The sequence below is a fragment of the Azorhizobium doebereinerae UFLA1-100 genome, assembly GCF_000473085.1.
Lineage (GTDB): Bacteria > Pseudomonadota > Alphaproteobacteria > Rhizobiales > Xanthobacteraceae > Azorhizobium > Azorhizobium doebereinerae.
The window spans coordinates 107,597-128,305 of the sequence record NZ_AXBA01000016.1 but is presented as its reverse complement, the minus strand read 5'-3'; the positions used below and the strand labels follow the sequence as shown (position 1 = coordinate 128,305).

General features: G+C 69.3%; 19 protein-coding genes. 16 read left to right on the top strand and 3 right to left on the bottom strand.

Features of this window, described 5'->3' with window-relative positions; all coding sequences use genetic code 11:
• From YU1_RS0113910 to YU1_RS0113880, 7 genes are all read left to right on the top strand, one after another.
• Entirely contained in the window at positions 1-3,117 is a 3,117-nt protein-coding gene (locus tag YU1_RS0113910; RefSeq protein ID WP_029004598.1) for an efflux RND transporter permease subunit, read from the top strand.
• Between the two features lie 292 nt (positions 3,118-3,409).
• Positions 3,410-3,541, top strand: coding sequence for a hemin uptake protein HemP (hemP, locus tag YU1_RS0113905; protein WP_342446997.1), 132 nt, complete (start codon positions 3,410-3,412; stop codon positions 3,539-3,541).
• A gap of 320 nt (positions 3,542-3,861) precedes the next feature.
• A complete protein-coding gene (locus YU1_RS0113900; RefSeq protein WP_156922128.1) occupies positions 3,862-4,614 on the top strand; it encodes a hypothetical protein in 753 nt (250 codons plus the stop codon).
• A 245-nt stretch (positions 4,615-4,859) separates the two neighbouring features.
• Complete coding sequence (locus YU1_RS0113895) at positions 4,860-6,548, top strand: ArnT family glycosyltransferase (RefSeq protein ID WP_210163763.1); 1,689 nt, start codon at positions 4,860-4,862, stop codon at positions 6,546-6,548.
• On the top strand, positions 6,545-7,453 hold the full coding sequence (locus tag YU1_RS32015; RefSeq protein WP_051356856.1) for a phosphatase PAP2 family protein: 909 nt from the start codon (positions 6,545-6,547) through the stop codon (positions 7,451-7,453). The genes YU1_RS0113895 and YU1_RS32015 overlap by 4 nt, the downstream gene beginning before the upstream one ends.
• Positions 7,450-8,187 (top strand): glycosyltransferase, encoded by a 738-nt coding sequence (locus YU1_RS0113885; protein ID WP_029004594.1) that lies wholly within the window; start codon positions 7,450-7,452, stop codon positions 8,185-8,187. Before YU1_RS32015 ends, YU1_RS0113885 begins: the two co-directional genes overlap by 4 nt.
• 7 nt (positions 8,188-8,194) lie before the next feature.
• Positions 8,195-8,530 (top strand): lipid-A-disaccharide synthase N-terminal domain-containing protein, encoded by a 336-nt coding sequence (locus YU1_RS0113880; RefSeq protein WP_035715352.1) that lies wholly within the window; start codon positions 8,195-8,197, stop codon positions 8,528-8,530.
• A gap of 46 nt (positions 8,531-8,576) precedes the next feature.
• Here the strand turns inward: YU1_RS0113880 and metC are convergent, their stop codons facing one another.
• A complete protein-coding gene (gene metC, locus YU1_RS0113875) occupies positions 8,577-9,782 on the bottom strand; it encodes a cystathionine beta-lyase (protein ID WP_029004592.1) in 1,206 nt (401 codons plus the stop codon).
• Between the two features lie 194 nt (positions 9,783-9,976).
• Between metC and YU1_RS0113870 the strand changes: the two genes are divergently transcribed.
• The 5 genes from YU1_RS0113870 to YU1_RS0113850 all read left to right on the top strand — a co-directional run bounded on the left by YU1_RS0113870 (position 9,977) and on the right by YU1_RS0113850 (position 15,027).
• Positions 9,977-10,987, top strand: a complete 1,011-nt coding sequence (locus YU1_RS0113870) for an amino acid ABC transporter substrate-binding protein (protein WP_029004591.1) — start codon at positions 9,977-9,979, stop codon at positions 10,985-10,987.
• 250 nt (positions 10,988-11,237) lie between these two features.
• A complete protein-coding gene (locus YU1_RS0113865; protein WP_029004590.1) occupies positions 11,238-12,527 on the top strand; it encodes an amino acid ABC transporter permease in 1,290 nt (429 codons plus the stop codon).
• Positions 12,528-12,537: 10 nt separating this feature from the next.
• Positions 12,538-13,938, top strand: coding sequence for an amino acid ABC transporter permease (locus tag YU1_RS0113860; protein ID WP_029004589.1), 1,401 nt, complete (start codon positions 12,538-12,540; stop codon positions 13,936-13,938).
• An 11-nt stretch (positions 13,939-13,949) separates the two neighbouring features.
• Positions 13,950-14,726: an amino acid ABC transporter ATP-binding protein gene (locus tag YU1_RS0113855; protein ID WP_029004588.1), complete on the top strand. Its 777-nt coding sequence runs from the start codon at positions 13,950-13,952 to the stop codon at positions 14,724-14,726.
• A gap of 106 nt (positions 14,727-14,832) precedes the next feature.
• Positions 14,833-15,027, top strand: a complete 195-nt coding sequence (locus tag YU1_RS0113850; protein ID WP_029004587.1) for a hypothetical protein — start codon at positions 14,833-14,835, stop codon at positions 15,025-15,027.
• Positions 15,028-15,062: 35 nt separating this feature from the next.
• On the opposite strand, the gene panC is transcribed toward YU1_RS0113850, so the two are convergent.
• Positions 15,063-15,935: a pantoate--beta-alanine ligase gene (panC, locus tag YU1_RS0113845; RefSeq protein ID WP_425339152.1), complete on the bottom strand. Its 873-nt coding sequence runs from the start codon at positions 15,933-15,935 to the stop codon at positions 15,063-15,065.
• Positions 15,936-16,239: 304 nt separating this feature from the next.
• On the opposite strand from panC, the gene YU1_RS0113840 reads away from it, so the two are divergent.
• Positions 16,240-16,950, top strand: a complete 711-nt coding sequence (locus YU1_RS0113840; RefSeq protein ID WP_051356855.1) for a hypothetical protein — start codon at positions 16,240-16,242, stop codon at positions 16,948-16,950.
• 53 nt (positions 16,951-17,003) lie between these two features.
• On the top strand, positions 17,004-17,744 hold the full coding sequence (locus tag YU1_RS0113835; protein ID WP_029004584.1) for a DnaJ domain-containing protein: 741 nt from the start codon (positions 17,004-17,006) through the stop codon (positions 17,742-17,744).
• 13 nt (positions 17,745-17,757) lie between these two features.
• Here YU1_RS0113835 and YU1_RS0113830 read toward each other — a convergent pair whose 3' ends face one another.
• The gene (locus YU1_RS0113830) at positions 17,758-19,437 is read right to left on the bottom strand and encodes a D-alanyl-D-alanine carboxypeptidase (RefSeq protein WP_051356854.1); all 1,680 of its coding nucleotides are present in this window, start codon (positions 19,435-19,437) and stop codon (positions 17,758-17,760) included.
• Between the two features lie 300 nt (positions 19,438-19,737).
• On the opposite strand from YU1_RS0113830, the gene YU1_RS0113825 reads away from it, so the two are divergent.
• On the top strand, positions 19,738-20,070 hold the full coding sequence (locus YU1_RS0113825; protein ID WP_029004582.1) for a phasin family protein: 333 nt from the start codon (positions 19,738-19,740) through the stop codon (positions 20,068-20,070).
• A gap of 241 nt (positions 20,071-20,311) precedes the next feature.
• On the top strand, positions 20,312-20,662 hold the full coding sequence (clpS, locus tag YU1_RS0113815) for an ATP-dependent Clp protease adapter ClpS (protein ID WP_029004581.1): 351 nt from the start codon (positions 20,312-20,314) through the stop codon (positions 20,660-20,662).
• Positions 20,663-20,709 lie beyond the last annotated feature (47 nt).

Below are 20,709 nucleotides of genomic sequence, written 5' to 3'. Positions count from 1 at the left end.
ATGTTTCCGGAGCTGTGCATCCGCCGGCCGGTGATGACGACGCTGATGATGCTGTCGCTCATCATCGGCGGCCTGTTCGCCTATCGCCTGCTGCCGGTGGCGGCGCTGCCCCGGGTGGACTTCCCCACCATCTCCATCACCGCGACCCTGCCCGGCGCCAGCCCGGAAACCATGGCCACCGCCGTGGCCACCCCCATCGAGCGCCAGCTCTCCACCATCTCCGGCATCACCTCGCTGACCTCGTCGAGCACCCAGGGCTCGACCTCCATCACCATCCAGTTCGACCTGTCGCGCAATATCGACGACGCCGCGCTCGACGTGCAGTCGGCGCTGTCCGTGGCCCAGCGCCAGCTGCCCGACGAGATGACCACGCCGCCGAGCTTCAGGAAGGTCAATCCGGCGGACGCGCCGGTGATCCTGCTGGCGGTGTCCTCCGCGACGCTGCCGCTCTCCACCGTGAACGAATATGCCGACACGCTGATCGGCCAGCAGATCTCGCAATTGCCCGGCGTCGCCCAGGTGCAGATCTTCGGCACGCAGAAATTCGCCGTGCGCATCCGCGTCGATCCCGCCGCCGCCGCCGCCCGCAACATTTCCGCCGCCGATATCCAGGGCGCGATCCAGGCGCGCGCCTCCAACATGCCCATCGGCCAGTTGTCCGGGCCGAAGCAGAGCCTGACCATCGACATGGGCCTCGCCCGGGCCGATGCGGACGTCTACCGCAAGCTGGTGGTGGCGTTCCGCAACGGGGCGCCGGTGCGGCTCGACGAGATCGCCAGCGTCACCAACGGCGTGGAGAACGAGCGCGTCGCCTCCTGGTTCAATGACGAGCGCTCCATCGTGCTGGCGGTGGTGCGCCAGCCGGACGCCAACACCGTGGCGGTGGTGGACCAGGTGCGGTCCCACCTGCCGCAATACCGTGCCCAGGTGCCGGGCTCGGTGAACATCGAGGTGCTGAACGACCGCTCGGTGTCGATCCGCGAGGCAGTGCACGACGTCCAGAAGACGCTGTTCGAGGCCATCGTCCTGGTGGTGCTGGTGATCTTCCTGTTCCTGCGCAACTTCCGCGCCACCATCATCCCCTCGCTGGCCCTGCCCATCTCCATCGTCGCCACCTTCGGCGTCATGTGGGTGCTGAATTTCTCCATCAACAACATGACGCTGCTGGCGCTGACCCTGTGCGTCGGCTTCGTGGTGGACGACGCCATCGTCGTGCTGGAGAACATCTACCGGCACATCGAGCATGGCGAGAAGCCGTTCGCCGCCGCCATCCGCGGCTCGCGCGAGATCGGCTTCACCATCATCTCCATGACGCTGTCGCTGGTGGCGGTGTTCATCCCGGTGCTGTTCATGGGCGGCGTGGTGGGCCGGGTGTTCCGCGAGTTCGCGGTCACCATCTCCATCGCCATCCTGGTGTCGGGCTTCGTCTCGCTGACGCTGACGCCCATGCTGTGCGCCCGCGTGCTGAAGGCCCCCGACCACCACAAGACGCCGAACATCGTGTTCCGCTTCACCGAGGCCATGTTCGAGGCCTGGCTCGCCGGCTATCGCCACAGCCTGGACTTCGTGCTGCGCCACCGCTTCTTCATGCTGCTGGTGACGCTGGCCACCGTGGGCATTTCCGCCGCGCTCTATGTGGTGATTCCCAAGGGCTTCTTCCCCACCGAGGATACCGGCTTCATCACCGCCACGGTGGAGGCGGCCACCAACACCTCGTTCGAGGCCATGGTGGAGCGCCAGAAGGTGGCGGCCGCGGCGGTGCGCGAGGACCCCAACGTCGCCTATCTGATCTCCACGGCGGGCGCGACCGGGGTGAGCCGCACCACCAATACCGGGCGGATGTTCATCGCCCTGAAGCCGAAGGCCGAGCGCAGCCAGAGCGCGTTCCAGATCATCCAGCAGCTGCGCCGGCGCACCGGCCAGATCCCCGGCGTCAACGTGTTCTACCAGCCGGTGCAGAACATCAACATCGGCGGCGTGAACTCCAAGAGCCAGTACCAGTACACCCTGCAAAGCTCGGACACCGCCGCGCTCTACGCCGCCGCCCCCGACCTGGAGCGGCGCCTCGCCGAGCTGCCGGGCCTGCGCGACGTGACCTCGGACCTGCAGATCTCCAATCCGCAGCTCACCATCGACGTGAACAAGGACAAGGCGGCCGCGCTCGGCATCACCGAGGAGCAGATCCGCAACGCCCTCTACACCCAGTTCGGCACCCGGCAGGTGGCGACGCTCTACACCAGCACCAACCAGTACGCGATCATCGCCGAGGCGCAGCCGCGCTTCCAGCGTGAGGCGTCCGACCTCAGCCGGGTCTATCTGCGCACCACCAGCGGCACCGTCGTGCCGCTGGAGACGGTGGCCACCATCAGCCGCACGGTGGGGCCGCTACAGATCGCCCACCAGCAGCAGCCGGCGGTCACCATCTCCTTCAACCTCGCGCCGGGCACCTCGCTGGGGCAGGCGGTGGAGCAGATCGGCGCCGCCGAGCGGGCGGCCGGCCTGCCGGCCACCGTCACCACCGGCTTCCAGGGCACCGCCCAGGTGTTCCAGGACGCGCTGGGCAACCAGGCGCTGCTGATCCTCGCCGCCGTGGTGGTGATCTACATCGTGCTGGGCGTGCTCTACGAGAGCTTCATCCACCCCATCACCATCCTGTCCGGCCTGCCCTCGGCGGGCATCGGCGCGCTGCTCACCCTGATGATCTTCGACATCGAATTGTCGGTGATCGCCATCATCGGCATCGTGATGCTGGTGGGCATCGTGAAGAAGAACGCCATCATGATGATCGACGTGGCGCTGGAGCGCCGCCGCCAGGGCGTGGAGGCGCTGGACGCCATCCGCGAGGCGGCGCTGCTGCGGTTCCGCCCCATCATGATGACGACGCTGGCCGCCATCTTCGGCGTGCTGCCCATCGCCATCGGCGCGGGCGCCGGCTCGGAGCTGCGCCAGCCGCTGGGCGTGGCGGTGGTTGGCGGGCTGATGCTCTCGCAGTTGCTCACGCTCTACATCACGCCGGTGATCTACCTCTATCTCGACCGGCTGGACCACAAGGTCAACGCCGCCATCTCCGGCACCGAGAAGCCGGCGCCGAGCGAGCATCCGGCCCCGGCGGAATAGCCGCCGGCGCCCCGCGCCCGCACCTTGCGATCCCACGCACCTGTGACCCGTGCTGGCGGTATGCCTGCGCGGCAGATCCTTCTATGGAACTGTTCTACGTGCCGTTGCATTGATTTATCGGTTATCGTGTATTAACTCGTTTTCATCGAGGTGAGCGAAATATTGAAACGCTCTAAAGTAGCGCAAGACTTGAGCTGTGCGCGAAATTGAGCGGCATTAGTTTGGAGTCGTTCAAATGACCAAGCATGACCATGCCCCCACCGCTTGGCAGCCCGAACCCCGGACCCGAGCCGTGCCGGTTTTCGACGAGAAGCTGGACAGCCGCGACCTGTTCGTCGCCTCGCGGGTGCTGACCATCACCCACGGCTCGCAGACCTACCAATTGCGGCTGACCTCGCAGAACAAGCTGATCCTGACCAAATGAGCGCGGGATCTGGTTGTAATTCGAAATCAATGCATCCACGGCGGTAGTTGTGATGGGCGGCGGCATCTTTATGCCCCGCCAAGGTTCTGTCAGGTTTTCCCCACGTGCCGAGTCACAGGCGTGACGGCGGCCGGGGAGCGAGGATGAACACCAGCGTTTTGAGCGACCTTCGCCCCGTGGGCCGCGGCGGCGGGCCCGGGAGGTGGGTCAGCTCCGATTTCGTGGATGCCGGACTGGTGCTGCCGCGCGCGCTGCGGTGCGGCGACGACCCGCCGGAGAGGCGGGCAGGGCCGGATCTTCCGGACACATGGACGCCCCCGGTGCCACAGGCGCGGCCCGATCCACGCGCGTCGCACCTCGCCACGCCGGTTCTCGCCCATCTCGACCGCGAGGGGATCACGGCGGCGCTGCTCCAGCCGGCGCGGCCCGATGGCTGGCGGGCCGTCCTCGATACCGCCGCCGCCGCGCCCGGCCGCCTGCGCGCCGTGCTGCCGTTGCCGGCGGACGGCCTGCCGGCCGCTCTGCCCCTGATGGCCGGCCATGGTCTGGCCGGCGTCACCGTCTCGCACGCGACCGGGCTGCCGGCGCGGGAGGCCTGGCGGCCGTTCCTGCTCCGGCTGGCGGCCTTCGGGCTGCATCTGCATCTCGATGTGGACCCGGACGCCTGGGAGGAACTGCTGCCGCTAGTGCTGGGCAATGGCGCCGTCGTCCGCCTCGAACTGCCGCGCGCGGCCGAGCGGCTGTGCCGCGCCTGGCGGGCGTTCCGGATGCTGGAGCGCCATGCCGCCCATCCGGACCTGTGGATCTGCTTCTCGCCGGCGCCCCTGCACCTGCGCGGCCTCGGGCGCCTGCTGGACCGGCTCCAGGAGATCGCCGGCGGGCAGCGGCTGGCCTGGTGCAGCGGCTCGCACGCCGGCCGCCGGGCCTATAGCTCCAACGAGCACCGCCTCGCGCTTCAGCACCTGCTGCCCGAGACGGGCGTGCGCGATGCCGTGTGCGGCGGCAATGCGCGGGCGCTGGCGTTCGCGGGCGGCGCGCACGCCTGGACGGCGGGAGCGGGCGAACGGCCCTGAGCCCCGCCGGCAGGGGGGTAGGGCAGGGGAGGGGCCCCGCGCCATCGGATACGGCCTTTGCGCGATCATCTGGCGGGCTTCGCGCCCCATGCGGCGCCTGGCTCCGGCCGGGGCCTTGTTTGCGCCACCTTTGCGCGGCCTTTGCCGGCGGGGCGTTTCTGCTATTGTCCGCGCCCAAATCGACCGGATCTTCATCGAGCATGGCCATATCCGCCCCGGCGTCCCAGACACGCCGGTCCTTCGCAGTGGAACTCGCGCACCGGCTGTCCGCCAGCCTCGATGCGGCGGCGGGGAGCCATGCGCGCGCCTGCCTGCTGCTCGTCATCGTGTCGCTCGCCGCCTTCCTGCCGGGCTTCGCCGCCATCTCGCCCATCGACCGGGACGAGGCGCGCTTCGCCCAGGCCAGCAAGCAGATGCTGGAGACCGGCAATTTCATCGACATCCGCTTCAAGGATGAGGTGCGCTACAAGAAGCCGGTGGGCATCCACTGGCTCCAGGCCGCCAGCGCCGCTCTGGGCGAGGCCGTGGTCGGCCCGTCCGCCCGCACCACTATCGCCTTCTACCGCCTGCCCTCGCTGATCGGCGCCATCGGCGCGGTGCTGCTCACCTATTGGACCGCGCTGGTGTTCACCTCGCGGCGCGGGGCGCTGTTCGCCGGGCTGGTGATGGCCTCGTGCGTGCTGCTGGGCATCGAGGCCCGCCTCGCCAAGACCGACGCGGTGCTGCTGTGCACGGTGATGGCCTCCATGGGCGCGCTGGCGCGGGCCTATCTGGCTCCGGCCCTCGACCGGCGCGGCTCGTTCGCCGTCGCCGCCGTGTTCTGGACCGGGCTTGCCGCCGGCATCCTCATCAAGGGGCCGATGGCGCCCCTGTTCGTCGGCCTGCCCATCGTCGTGCTGGCGGTGGTGGAGCGCTCCGGCCGCTTCCTGCTGCGGCTGCGCCCGCTGCCGGGCATCGCCTGGTGCCTGCTGCTGGTGCTGCCCTGGTTCGTGGCGATCTATTACGTCACCAACGGCGCCTTCTATAAGCTCGCCGTCGGCGTCGACATGCTGGGCAAGGTGACGGAAGGGCAGGAAGGCCACTGGGCGCCGCCCGGCACCTATCTGCTGGCGATCTGGGGCACCTTCTGGCCGGCCGTCGTGCTGGTGGCCATGGCGCTGCCGTTCGCGTGGCGGGCGCGGCGGGAGAAGCCGGTCATCTTCCTGCTGGCCTGGATCGTGCCGGCGTGGCTGGTGTTCGAGATCACCGCCACCAAGCTGCCCCATTACGTGCTGCCGCTCTATCCGGCGCTCGCCATCCTCGCCGCCCTCGCCTGGCAGCGCGGCGCGATGGTCCGGCTGGGCGCGCGCCTGGCGCCGCTGGTGTGGCTGTGGCCGGTGATGGGCGCGCTGCTGGCGCTCGCGCTCGCGGCGGGCTTCTTCTACCTGGGCGACGGGCTGGCGCTCGCCGCATGGCCGCTGCTGGCGGCGGGCGTGGCGCTGCTGGTGCTCGCCGCCCTCGCCGCGCCGGCGGCCGGGCCGCAGCCGGCCTTCCTGGTGGCCGCGCTCGGCGCGCTGGTGCTCTATTGGGGCGTCTACCAGGGGCTGATGCCGCACCTGAAGGGGGTGTGGATCTCCCAGCGCCTCGCCGCCATCGCCCGCGACAGCGGCTGCCCGGCGGACCGCATCGCCACCGTGCCCTATCAGGAGCCGAGCCTCGCCTTCCTGGCCGGCACCGACATCCGCTTCACCGATCCGATGGCCGCCGCCGACCTGCTGAAGGAGGGCGGCTGTTCGCTCGCCTTCATCGGCAAGCCCATGCTGCCGCTGTTCGAGGCCCGCGCCACCGCGCTGGGGCTGAAGATGGAGCGCGTGGAGCGGGTCGACGGCTTCGCCTATAACGGCGGCCGCATGCAGGAGATTTCCGTGTTCCGCAGCGCGGAGCCGGCGCGGTGAGCGATGCTGTGGTGACACCCCCGGCGCGCCGTCTGCGGCTGGCGGAGGACGCCCGCGTCGCCGTCACCGGCCTGTTCGCGGCGCTTGCGGTGCTGCGCCGCCGCCGGGTGCGTGGGCCGGTGCCGCGCCTGCCGCTGGACGGGCTGGTGGAGATGGCCTGCCTGTTCCTGCTGGCGGGCGGGCTGGTCGCGGCCAGCATGATCCTGGTCGATCCGTTCATTCCCGGCCTGCGGCTGCGCCTGCCCATCGGCGTGGTGCATCTGTTCGAGCGCGTCACCGAGCTGGGCCTCGGCTCCGTGGTGCTCTGGCCGCTGGGCCTCGCGCTGCTGGTGCTGCTCGGCGCCATGCCCCATCTCGATCCTTTGTACCGCCGGGTGGCGGCGTCGGTCGTGGCGCGCGTGGGCTTCGTCTTCACCAGCGTGGCCGGCGTGTCGCTGGTGGTGCTGGTGGTGAAATACGCCCTCGGTCGCGCCCGGCCCTACGAGGCGCTGCTGCTGCCCGGCCCGGATGCCCACCTGACGTTCTCGCTGTTCAAGCTCAAGGCGAGCTATTCCAGCTTTCCCTCCGGCCATGCCACGGTGGTGTTCGCGCTGGCGGTGTCGCTGGCCTTGCTGTTCCCCAAGGCCCGCTGGTGGCTGATCTCGCTCGCCGTGCTGGTGGCCGCCTCGCGCGTGGTGCTCGGCTCGCATTATCCCAGCGACGTCATCGCCGCCGCCGCCATCGCCACCACCGCCACCTTCTGGCTGGCCAAGGTGTTCGCCGCGCGCGGACTGGTGTTCCAGATCGCCGCCGACGGCACCGTGTCGCCGAAGCCCGGCCCCTCCATGCGGCGCCTGATCGCGCTTTTCTCGCCCGCGCACCGTCTGTCCGGTGCTCCCTCCGCTTCCCAAGAGGCTAGACCTTGACCTCCACTCCTGCCGGCGCCGCCGGCACGCCCCGCCTGTCCGTCGTGATCGCCGTCAAGAACGAGGCGGGCAACATCACGCCGCTGATCGAAGAGATCGATGCCGCCTTCCAGGAGCCGTTCGAGCTCATCTTCGTGAATGACGGCTCCACCGACGGCACCGCGCTGGAACTGGCGCAGGCGGCCCGCACCCGGCCGTACATGCGGGTCCTCTCGCACGTCAATTCCTGTGGAAAGTCGGCGGGCATGGATACCGGCGCCCGGGCGGCGGAGGGCGACATCCTGATCATGCTGGACGGCGACGGCCAGAACAATCCGGCCTATCTGCCGGACATGGTTCGCGTGCTGGATGAAGGCGGTCCGCGCGTCGGCATGGTGCAGGGCGAGCGCCAGGGGCGCAAGGACACGGCCTTCAAGCGCTTGCAGTCGCGCACCGCCAACCGGGTGCGGCGCGCCTTGCTGAATGACGATACCCGCGATACGGGATGCGGCCTGAAGGTGGTGCGGCGGCGCATCTATCTCACGCTGCCCGTGTTCGACGGGCTCCATCGCTTCACCCCGGCGCTGGTGAAGCGCGAGGGCTATGAGATCCGCACGCTGCCGGTGGTGGATCGTGCCCGCTGGCACGGCGTGTCCAATTACGGCTTCTTCAACCGCCTGTGGGTCGGCATCGCCGACCTTCTGGGCGTCTGGTGGCTGATCCGGCGGCGGCGCGTGCCGCAGGTCGTGGAGTGAGAACGAGATGCTGCTGGTCCAGCTGGTGCAGTCGGTCGGTGACTATCTGCACGACGTCTTCATCACCCAGCTCGATGGCTGGGTGGTCCTCGGCTTCGTCGCGCAGGTGATGTTCACGGGACGGTTCGTGGTGCAATGGATCGCCAGCGAGCGGGCGGGGCGCTCCGTGCTGCCGTTCGCCTTCTGGACCTTCTCGCTGGGCGGCGGCACCCTGCTGCTGATCTATGCGATCTATCGCCGCGATCCGGTGTTCATCGCCGGCCAGGCGCTCTCCACCTTCATCTATATCCGCAACCTGCAGTTCGCCCTGCGCGAGCGGCGCGCCAACCGCGCCGTCACCTGAGTGCCCGCCGCCCGGGGCCGGGCGGCGGCTTGGGCCGCAGTGCGCGTCAGGCGGCCGCCTGCATCTTGGCCAGGGCCTGATCGAGGTCGGCGATGATGTCCGCCGGGGCTTCCAGGCCGATGTGCAGGCGCACCGCCGGGCCTTCCGCCTGCCAGCGCGTGGCGGTGCGGTAGTCCGAGCAGTCGAACGGGATGGCGAGGCTCTCGAAGCCGCCCCACGAATAGCCCATGCCGAACAGCTTCAGCGCATCGAAGAAGGTGGCCACCGCCGCCTCCGGCACCGGCTTGAGGATCAGGCTGAACAGGCCGCAGGCGCCCGAGAAATCGCGCTTCCAGATGGCGTGGCCCGGATCGCTCTCCAGCGCCGGGTGCAGCACCCGCGAGACATAAGGCGAGGCGGCGAGCCAGCGGGCGACCTCAAGGCCGGACGCGTGGTGGCGCTCCAGCCGCACCGCCAGCGTGCGCAGCCCGCGCGAGCCGAGCGCCGCATCGTCCGGCGAGACGCAGATGCCCATGTCGCCATGGGTGGCGAGCACAAGCGTCCAGGCCTTGCCCACGGCCGAGATGGTGCCGAGGTTGAGGTCCGCATGGCCGCCCAGATACTTGGTGCCGGCCTGGATGGAGACGTCCACCCCGAAGGCGTGCGGCCGGAAAAACAGCGGCGTCGCCCAGGTGTTGTCGATCAGGGTGAAGACGCCGCGCGCGCGGGCGACCGAAGTGATCGCCGGCACGTCCTGCATCTCGAAGCTCTGCGAGCCGGGCGATTCGAGGAAGATGGCGCGGGTGTTCGGGCGGATCAGCTCGGCGATGCCGGCGCCGACCAGCGGATCGAAATAGGTCGTCTCCACGCCGAGCCGCTTCAGCGCCTTGTCGCAGAAATTGCGCGTCGGCCGGTAGGTGGTGTCCACCATCAGCAGATGGTCGCCGGCGCCGAGCAGGGAGAGCAGCGCCACCGAGATGGCCGAGAGGCCGGAGGGGGTCAGCACCGTGCCGTCGCCGCCTTCCAGCGCGGTGATGGCGGTCTGGAGGGCCTCGGTGGTGGGATTGCCGCGCCGGCCGTAGCTGTAGCGGCCGGTATGGCCCACGAGATCCTTGTAGGTCGGCGACAGCACGGTGGAGCCGCGCACCACGGGCGGATTGACGAAGCCGTCGAAGCGGGCGGGATCGAGGCCGAGATGGGCCACCCGGGTTGCCGGGGCCAGGGTGCCGTTGTCGCCGGAAGGGGACGCTGCCTCGTCGCTGGAATGGATCATGGGCCACAATTCTCCGAATTGCCTAGAACGGCATCGTGCGCAACCCGTCGGCAGCTATTGACCGTGCGGGCGCGAGCGTTTGAGATGGTTCCATACGACGTCGAGGTAAAGGACGTCGACTCCGACCGGCCGGCCGGAGGTCGGGTTGGCCACCGTCATCCCCGGTTGGGGGACCATAAGAGAAGGGACCATCCGTGAAACGCATTCTGATCGCAGCGGCGGGCGTGCTCGCTCTGAGCGCTGGCGTCGCAAAAGCCACCACGCTGGACGACGTGAAGGCGCGGGGCGCCCTGAACTGCGGCGTCACCCAGGGCCTGCCCGGCTTCTCCAGCCCCGACGACAAGGGCAACTGGACCGGCATCGACGTGGATTTCTGCCGCGCCGTCGCGGCCGCCATCTTCAACGACGCCAACAAGGTGCGGTTCACCCCGCTCTCGGCCAAGGACCGCTTCACCGCGTTGCAGTCCGGCGCCATCGATGTCCTGTCGCGCAACACCACCTGGACCATGTCGCGCGACACGACGCTCGGCTTCAACTTCGCCGGCGTGATGTATTACGACGGCCAGGGCTTCATGGTGCGCAAGTCGCTGAACATCAAGTCGGCGAAGGAGCTCAACGGCGCCTCCATCTGCGTGCAGACGGGCACCACCCACGAGCTGAACCTCGGCGACTACTTCCGCGCCAACAACATGAAGTATGAGGTCATCGCCTTCTCGACCATCGACGAGACGGTGAAGGCCTACGATTCCGGCCGCTGCGACGTGTTCACCTCGGACCAGTCGCAGATCTACGCCATCAAGCTGAAGCTCACCAATGCCGGCGACCACATCGTCCTGCCGGAGGTGATCTCCAAGGAGCCGCTCGGCCCGCTGGTGCGCCATGGCGACGACCAGTGGTTCGACCTCATCAAGTGGACCTATTACGCGCTCCTCAACGCCGAGGAACTGGGCGTGACCCAGAAGAATGCCGACCAGGAGGTCAACTCGGCCAATCCCGAGGTGAAGCGCCTGCTCGGCTCCGACGGCAAGTTCGGCGAGGGCATCGGCCTCAGCAACGACTGGGCCCTACGCGCCGTGAAGCAGGTGGGCAATTACGGCGAGATCTTCGACCGCAATGTCGGCCCGAACTCCCCGCTGGGCATCCAGCGCGGCCTCAACAAGCTGTGGACCCAGGGCGGCCTCCAGTACGGCATGCCGATCCGCTGACGCTGTTCCGGTGCCCGGTTCGCCGGGCACCGGCCTTTTGCCGACGGCGCCTGACACTCCCGGCAGGGGAGGCGGGTGCCGCGACGCCGGCCCGCCGTGACGGGCCGGCCGCATTGCTGCCCGCGCCCGCCAAGTCGCGCTCATTGCACCACGCCGCGCCTATTGCTCCCAATCATTGCCGCGCGCCTGGGCCGCGGAAGGTTCGAGCGGACCACAAGAGTCCCCGGCCGATCTTCACTCGAGGGGTAACATGACAGACGCAAGCCTGCGTGGGGGGGAACCCACCCGCCGCTGGTCGTGGACCGACCCGAAACTCCGCTCGCTGGTCCTCCAGGGCCTGCTCGGCATCTTCCTGATCGGGATGGCCTGGGCCATCCTCGCCAATGCGCAGGCGAACCTCGCCCGCCAGGGCATCGCCTCGGGCTTCGGCTTCCTCGACAATTCGGCCGGCTTCGGCATCTCCCAGACGCTCATTCCCTATTCGGAATCCATGAGCTATGGCCGCGCCTTCCTGGTCGGGCTGCTGAACACGCTGCTGGTGGCCTTCCTCGGCATCATCATCGCCACCATCATCGGCTTCCTGGTGGGCGTGGCGCGGCTGTCGGACAATGTGGTGATCAAGGCGCTGGCCTCGGCCTATGTGGAGGTCACCCGCAACCTGCCGCCGCTGTTCCAGATCATGTTCTGGTACATCGCCGTGCTGGCAGCCCTGCCGAACCCGCGCCAGAGCCTCGGCTTCGGCATCCAGCCGCTGCTGAACGCGCTGGGCGACGGCGCCGCCGCGATCGGCCTCGCCCCGCTGGGCGCGGCGCTCAAGGGCTTCGCCGCCAGCTTCGGCACGCCCGGCGTGTTCCTCAACAATCGCGGCCTCGTCATCCCCCGCCCGCTGTTCGAGGCGGGCTCGGATGTGGTGGGACTGGCGCTCGTCGCGGCCATCGTGCTGATCTTCGTGCTGGCCCGCTGGGCGAAGCGGCGCCGCGTGGCCACCGGCCAGCAGTTCCCGGTGTTCTGGACCTCGCTGGCCCTGCTCATCGTCCTGCCGCTCATCGCCGGGGCTGCCACCGGCTTCCCGGTGGCGTTCGAGAAGCCGGAGCTGAAGGGCTTCAACTTCGCCGGCGGCATCCGAGTGATCCCGGAATTCGTCGCGCTGCTGCTGGCTTTGTCCATCTACACCGCCGGCTTCATCGCCGAGATCGTGCGCGCCGGCATCGTCTCGGTGTCGAAGGGCCAGACCGAGGCGGCGGCCTCGCTGGGGCTGAAGCCGGGCCTCACCATGCGCCTCGTGGTGATCCCGCAGGCCATGCGGGTGATCATCCCGCCTTTGACCAGCCAGTATCTGAACCTCACCAAGAATTCGACGCTCGGCGTCGCGGTGGGCTATCCGGACCTGTTCGCCATCTTCGCCGGCACGACGCTGAACCAGACCGGCCAGGCGATCGAAATCATCGCCATCACCATGGCGGTCTATCTCACCATCTCCATCCTGACGACCATCGTCATGAACTGGTACAACCGGCGCGTCGCGCTGGTCGAACGTTGAGGGGGCCGCCATGGACGTTTCCGCTCCCCCGGCCGGCACCCCGGCCTCCTTCGTCTCCCCCGGCATGATCGCGCCGGAGCCCGCCCCCATCAGCACCCGCGGCCCCATCGCCTGGTCGCGGGCGCACCTGTTCGGCTCGCCGTTCCAGATCATCCTTACCCTGTTCGGGCTGGCGGTGATCTATGTGGTGGTGCCGCCGGTGCTGCGCTTCTTCATCTTCGACGCGGTGTTCACCGGCACCGGCCGCAACGCCTGCCTGCCGGAGGTGATCGGCCGTCCGGTGGGGGCCTGCTGGCCGTTCATCGGCGCCAAGTTCAACCAGATCGTCTACGGCTTCTATCCGGAGGCGGAACGCTGGCGGGTCAACCTCGTCTATCTCATCGGCGTGGTGCTGCTGGCGCCGCTGATGATCCAGAAGGTGCCGTACAAGCGCCTGAACGCGCTCCTGTTCTTCGGCGCCTATCCGGTGGCGGCCTATGTGCTGCTGACCGGCGGCAACCTCCAGCTGCGCGGCTTCCTCCTGAGCTGGGTCGGCCTCGGCCCGCTCGTCACCACGATCGGCCAGGCCATCGGCTTCAGCACCGGCTTCTGGCCGGACTATGTGATCTCGGCCCTGCTCGTCGCCGCCATCGCGGCGGCGGCGGCGCCGGTCTTCGCCGGGTCCCGCAAGGGGGCCGCGAAGACCGCGCTCGGCGCCTTCGTCATCCTCGGCGTGGTGCTGGCGGCGGTGGACATCAATTTCGGCCTGCCCTGGGTGGAGACGCGGGTGTGGGGCGGCATGCTCGTCACCCTGGTCATCGCGGTGACCGGCATCGTCGCCTCGCTGCCGCTGGGCATCCTGCTGGCGCTCGGCCGGCGCTCGCAGATGCCGCTGGTGCGCATCGCCTCGACACTGTTCATCGAGTTCTGGCGCGGCGTGCCGCTCATCACGGTGCTGTTCTTCGCCACCTACATGCTGCCGCTGTTCCTGCCCGGCCGCTTCACCATCGACGGCCTGCTGCGGGCGCTGGTGGGCGTCGCCTTGTTCGCCTCGGCCTATATGGCGGAGGTGGTGCGCGGCGGTCTCCAGGCCATCCCCAAGGGCCAGTATGAGGGCGCCCAGGCGCTCGGCCTGCCGGGCGGCCTGATGATGCGCCTCGTGGTGCTGCCGCAGGCGCTGAAGCTGGTGATCCCCGGCATCGTCAACAACTTCATCGGCCTGTTCAAGGACACGACGCTGGTGCTGATCGTTTCGATCTTCGACCTGCTCGGCGTGCTGCGCGCGGCCTTCACCGATCCGGCCTGGGCGACGCCGACCACGGTGGTGACCGGCTTCGGCTTCGCCGGGCTGTTCTACTTCGTGTTCTGCTTCGGCATGTCCCGTTATTCCATGGCGCTGGAAAAGCGCCTCGACCGCAACCGCCGCCACTGAGGGGCCCATTCATGAGCGCTGACCCCATCCTCGCCGCCGACGCGGCCCAGGCCCCCGCCACCGCCGTGGAACTCATCGGCGTCAACAAGTGGTATGGCGATTTCCACGTGCTGCGGGACATCAACCTCACGGTGAAGCGCGGCGAGCGCATCGTCGTGTGCGGCCCGTCCGGCTCGGGCAAGTCCACCATGATCCGCTGCATCAACCGCCTGGAGGAACACCAGCGCGGCAAGATCGTGGTGGACGGCATCGAATTGACCAACGACCTCAAGCGCATCGACGAGGTGCGGCGCGAGGTGGGCATGGTGTTCCAGCACTTCAACCTGTTCCCGCACCTCACCATCCTGGAGAACTGCATCCTCGCCCCCACCTGGGTGCGCAAGATGCCGCGCAAGGAGGCGGAGGATCTGGCCATGCATTTCCTCGCCAAGGTGAAGATCCCCGAGCAGGCGGGCAAATATCCCGGCCAGCTCTCCGGCGGCCAGCAGCAGCGCGTGGCCATCGCCCGCGCTTTGTGCATGCGCCCGCGCATCATGCTGTTCGACGAGCCCACCTCGGCGCTGGACCCCGAGATGGTGAAGGAAGTGCTGGAGACCATGGTGAGCCTGGCCGAGGACGGCATGACCATGCTGTGCGTGACCCACGAGATGGGCTTTGCCCGTCAGGTGGCCGACCGGGTGATCTTCATGGACGCCGGGCAGATCATCGAGATGAACGAGCCCAACGCCTTCTTCTCCAACCCGCAGCACGAGCGCACCCGGCTGTTCCTGTCGCAGATCCTGCACTGATCCGGCCGGCCCCGGTCATGGCCGGGGCCGCCGGCCCGTTCCGCCCGCATGGATCCGAACGGCGCCGGCCCGCGTTTCCCCTCCGACATCACAGGAGGAGGCGGACATGCAGGATGCTGCCGAGCGCCGCGAGGAACGCGACTTTCACACGCCTGATGCGCACGGCGCGGCGGGCGAGCCGATCAAGCCGGCCGCGCAGGCGCGCCAGGGCATCGGCTCGGGCCGGGTGCTGACCGTGCTCGGCGTCGGGCTGGCTCTGGTCATCGTCGGCTTCGCGGTCACCTATATGGGCGCGGTCTGACCGCGCCGTCGTGACACACGGCCGGCCGGCGACGATCACACGCCGATATTGTCGATGAGCCGCGTGGTGCCGAGCCAGGCCGCGGCCAGCAGCCGCACGGGCTCGCCGGAGGCGGCCAGCGGCGCCAGCGTCAGGGCGTTGCGGGCGGCCATGTAATCCACCTTCAGCCCGGCCCGGGTGACCGTCGCGCCGGCGTCCGCCATGGCGGCGTCCGGCGCAGTGCCGGCGCGGATGGCGTCCGCCGCCGCAGTCAGCGCGCGGTGGATCACCGGGGCGGTGGCCCGTTCCTCGGGGCTCAGGTAGCGGTTGCGCGAGGACAGGGCGAGGCCGTCCGCCTCGCGCACGGTGGCGCCGGGGACGACGCGGACCGGAATGTTCAGATCCGCCGCCATCTGCGTGACGACGCGTAATTGCTGGTAGTCCTTCTCGCCGAACAGCGCGTGGTCGGCGCCGGTCTGGAGGAACAGCTTCGACACGACGATGGCCACGCCGGAGAAGAAGTGCGGGCGGAAATCGGTCTCCAGCCCCAGCGCCGGGCCGGTGAGCGCCATGCTGGTGGAGAAGCCCGGCGGATACATCTCGGCCGCGTCCGGCTCCCACACCAGATCGCAGCCGACCGCGGCGAGCTTCGCCACGTCGTCGTCGAACGTGCGCGGATAGCGGCCGAAATCCTCCGTCGGGGCGAACTGGGTGGGGTTCACGAAGATGGACACCACCACCCGGTCGGCCAGCGCCTGGGCTTGCTGCACGAGGGCGATGTGCCCCGCATGCAGGGCGCCCATGGTGGGCACCAGCGCCAGCGTCTCGCCCGCCCGGCGATAGCCGGCCACGGTATCCCTGAGGTCCGCCAGGGTGCCCACGATCTTCGGCCCGCCCGCCCCCGTCACGCCCCGTTCTCGCATCGCCATCCCCCGCATCCTGTCCCGGCGAGGGGGCCTTCGCCCGCCCTCGCGCGGGGGCGGACCCTAGAGCGCGATCGGCCGGGATGGAAGCGGCCTGCCGCCATCACGGCCGATCGGCCATTCATCCCCCGGCGCACGCGGGAAGGGCAGGGGAGGAATGCGGAAATGTCCCAGGCGCCGCGCCGGGCCCGCAGGCCCCTTGGTGGCGGCGGCGGGAACGCCTATTTTGCCTGCATGAACGCAGCCAGGATTGCCGCCGGCCAGACATACGCCGCAGAGGTGCGCGCCCCGACCCGGCGCCGGTTCCCCCATGCCCGATGATCCGACGCTGCCCGCCGGCGCCGCCGCGCCGGGCGAGATCGACAGCTTCCTCGCCTCCGTCCGCGCCGTCGGCGCGCCCCGGCCCGGCGCGGGGGCGGGGCGGCTCGCCTTCGCGCTCGACGCCACCGCCTCCCGCCAGCCCACCTGGGACCTGGCCTGCCAGGTGCAGGCGGAGATGTTCGCGGTGGCGGCCGGTCTCGGCGGGCTGGAGGTGGAGCTCGTCTACTATCGCGGCGCCGGCGAATGCCGGGCCTCGCCTTATGTGCGCGAGGCGCCGCGTCTCGCGGCTTTGATGGGCCGCATCGCCTGCGCCGGCGGGCGCACCCAGATCGGCCGCGTGCTGCGCCACCTGGAGGCCGAGGCGGGGCGTTCCGGCCTCGCCGCGGCGGTGTTCGTCGGCGACGCCATGGAGGAGGATGCCGGCGCGCTGCTGGAGGCCGCCGGGCGCCTGGGCGTGCTGGGCGTGCGCCTGTTCGTGTTCCAGGAGGGGCACGATATGGCGGTGGAGCGGGTGTTCCGTGAAATGGCCGGCCTGACCGGCGGCGCGTGGTGCCGCTTCGATGTCGGGGCGGCGGATGACTTGCGCGCCCTGCTGCGCGCGGTCGCCACCTATGCGGCGGGCGGCCGGGCGGCCCTGCTGGCGGCCAGGGATGCCGGGTCGCGCCGGCTCATCGCCGCCATGTCCTCCGGCCCGGCATGAGGCGTGGACGCCCGGCCGCGGCCGCCCTGCCATATATCTTTCGGGAGCCTTGAATGGTTAGCCTTCTGGCCGGCCTGGCGCTGCTCGGCGTCGGCCTCTACGTCCTCAAGCTGTGGACCGGCATGGATGCGAAGGCGCTGTCGCTCTTCGTCATGCGCACCGGCGCCTGGCTGGCGCTCACCGGCGCGGTGGGGGCGCTCGTCACCGGGCGCATCGGCGCCGCCATCCCGCTCGCGGTCGTGGGCCTCGCCCTGCTCGGGCGGGTGAGCCCTGGCGGCAATTGGAAGGCCATGCTGGGGGGCATGTTCGGCGGCCTGTTCGGCGGGGCGCGGGCGCCCCGGGTCTCCCGCGTGCGCTCGGCGATGCTGGAAATGGAGCTGGACCATGGGTCCGGCCTGCTGTCGGGCAAGATCATCGCCGGCCCGCGGGCGGGCATGGCGCTCGATGCCCTCGACCTGCCGGACCTGCTGGCGCTGCGCGCCGGGCTCGATCCGCAGTCGCTGAGCCTAATCGAAGCTTATCTCGACCGCCGGGCGCCCGCCTGGCGTGAACACGTTCAGGGTGATGCGGGTCACGGGGATATGGGCGGTGGACGCGGCCGCGCGGCCGACACCGCGATGACCGAGGAGGAGGCCTATCAGGTTCTGGGGCTTGAGCCGGGTGCGGACGAGACGGCGGTTCGCGCGGCTCACCGGAACCTGATGAAGAAACTCCATCCCGACCAGGGCGGCTCCGGCTATCTCGCCTCGCGGGTCAATCAGGCCAAAGACGTGATCCTGCGCAGACATCGCTGAAGCTCTCTTCCGATCAGTTCCGCAGAGTCATGCAGTCGAACTTGTTGCGCTCCAGTAAACGGCAGGCCTCCTTGGCGGACTTTTCCGTCAGGCCGGCGAAACGGGCGCGATAAATGTCGGACCGGCCCTTCTCCACCTTCTCCGTATAGGGATCGGCGCCCTTGAGCGGGCCGGCGGCCTTGCCGCGCGCGGCGTCCAGCTGGGTGCGGGCCTCCTTCTCGCCGCCGAAGGCGCCGATCTGGATGATCCAGCCGGAGCGGGCCGGGGCGGCGGCCTGGGGGGCGATGGGGGCGGCGGAGGCGACGCGCACCGGCTTGGGGGCCGGCGCGGTGGCGCTCGCCACCGTTGCGGCGGGCAGCGCGACCGGGCCGGCGGCGGCGGTGCGCACGCCGGCGCTGACGCGCTGGGGCTGCGGCGCGGCGGCGGGGGCCAGCTCGATGTCGGTCGGCGGGGTCAGGGTGGAGGGCTGCGGCGTCACATAGCCGAGCACCTGGCTGTCCTGGGCGGCGAAGGTCTGGGCGGCGGCCGGGTTGTTGGCCGGGCGGCTGATGGTCATGGTCTTCACCGCCACCGGCTTGATCGGTTCGGTGGAGCCGGGCGTCGGCAGGCGGCTCGGCTGCACGCTGGCCGTGGTGACCGGGTCGGCGGCGGCATAGGCGACGCGCTGCGGCGTCGGCAGCGGCGCCACCGGCGCCGGCGCGGCTTCCGCCTGGCGCACCGGCGGGGCGGGCATCGGCCGGGGCGCGGGCTCCTCGTCGCGGGCGGCGGTCTCGACCACCTTGGGCGCGGTCCGCGCGCCGGCATAAGCGCGGTTGAAGTTGCTGGACAGGATGCCGGCCATGCGCTGGTCGCGCGAGGAGGCGCTGGACCCGCCGAGCACGACGCCGACCAGGAAGCGGTCGTCGCGGTGCAGCGAGGTGACGAGGTTGAAGCCGGAGGCGTTGGTATAGCCGGTCTTGATGCCGTCCACGCCGTCCATGCGCAGCATCAGGCGGTTGTGGTTGCCGATGGTCTCGCCGCGATACACGAAGCTGCGGGTGGAGAAGTAGCGATACTCGCGCGGGAAGCGGTCCTGGATCGCGCGGCCGAGGATGGCGAGGTCACGGGCGGTGGTGATCTGCCCCGGATTGGGCAGGCCGGAGGCGTTGCGGAAGGTAGTGTTGCTCATGCCCAGCGCGCGGGCCTTGCGCGTCATCATCTCCGCGAAGGCCGGCTCGGTGCCGCCCACCGCTTCGGCGATCACCACCGCCACGTCGTTGGCGGAGCGGGTCACGATGGCCTTGATGGCGTCCTCCACCTCGATGGTGGAGCCGGGCCGCAGGTTCAGCTTGGAGGGAGACTGCGACGCCGCCCGGGCGGAGACCGGCATGTCGCTGCTGAGCTTGAGCCGACCGTTCTCCAGCTGCTCGAACAGCATGTAGAGCGTCATGATCTTGGTGAGCGAGGCAGGATGCCGCAGCGCGTCGGCATTTTCCTCGTACAGGATCTTGCCGGTATTGCCGTCCACCACGATGGCGGCGGTGCCGCGACGCCAGCCGGCATATTCGTCGGTGGTCGTGGAACGCGAACTGGCCTGGGCGGCGCGGGACTTCTTCGGCTTCGCGTCCGCACCTGTCGCCATCACCGTCATCGCCGCCACGAGCGTTGCCGCCACGAGGGTCTTGGTGAGTGGGGTGCTGATCGCGAAATTCATGAAACCGTTCCGTCTGCCGGCCCGCGGGGGGCGCCTCTGGTGCATTGCGGCAACGTTCAAGCCACGTGTCCTGCCACATGTCGCTTGCCGCCGGCCGACCCTGCCAGGGGAATTGACTGGGGAAACAGCCTAAGAAGCGGCGGTTACTAAGGCGTAAACCTGGCATTGCATGCCATATTGTGCGCTGCACAAAATAACTTGACGTTCATGGTGCAGTGCACGATATTGCCTGCGGCGGGGGGGAATCCCGCTTGGCGGTCCGCGTCGGGCCGTCCGTCGGCAACAGGATGGAGACACTCAATGGTTCAGGGACCTGTGGATTTCCAGAAGCTCGGCAAGGAAAACGTGGATCTGGCGATGTCCAGCTTCGGCGCCTTGTCGAAGGGCGCTCAGGCCATCGCGATCGAGGTGGCGGACTACACCAAGAGCTCGTTCGAGCTGGGCACGGCGACCCTCGAGAAGCTGCTCGGCGCCAAGACGCTCGAGCAGGCGGCCGAGATCCAGCAGAGCTACCTCAAGGGCGCCTACGAGGCGCTGGTGGCGGAAAGCTCCAAGCTGGGCGAGCTGTATGCCGGCCTCGCGAAGGAGGCCTACAAGCCTTACGAGGCGGCGTTCGCCAAGGTGCGCGGCTGATCCTGCGCCGTCACGACCAGCGAAGGGCCCCGCGCGGGCCTTTCGCCAGGCTGGCATCGCGCGTGCGGTGACGGCCTTTTTCGGCCTTCCGGGCCCGGTTGCTCTGGCGCTCGGGGTCGCTGCTTCCTATTATTCGGCCAGCGCCATGGTGGCAGACCGTTCGCGGTCGCGGCGGCCGGATAGGGCGCAGATGCCGATGATGACAGTACGAAGCATGGTTTCCGACGTGTCCGTTTCTCCCATGCGCCGGCCACGGGCCGCCGGGGATGACGACAAGACACGTCGCGGCAACGGCGGTCCAGGGACCGCGGTGATCACGCGCACCAAGCCGCAGGTCAAGCGGCCCAGCCTGTATCGCGTGCTGCTGCTGAACGACGACTACACCCCCATGGAATTTGTGGTGCATGTGCTGGAGCGGTTCTTCTCCAAGAACCGCGAGGAAGCCAACACCATCATGCTGCATGTCCACCACCACGGCGTGGGCGAATGCGGCGTCTTCACCTACGAAGTGGCGGAGACCAAGGTCACGCAAGTGATGGATTTCGCGCGCAAGCACCAGCATCCTCTTCAGTGCGTCATGGAGAAAAAATGAGGGGGTAGTGCGTGGATTTTCCACGCCCGCCGCTTCATCCCGGCGCT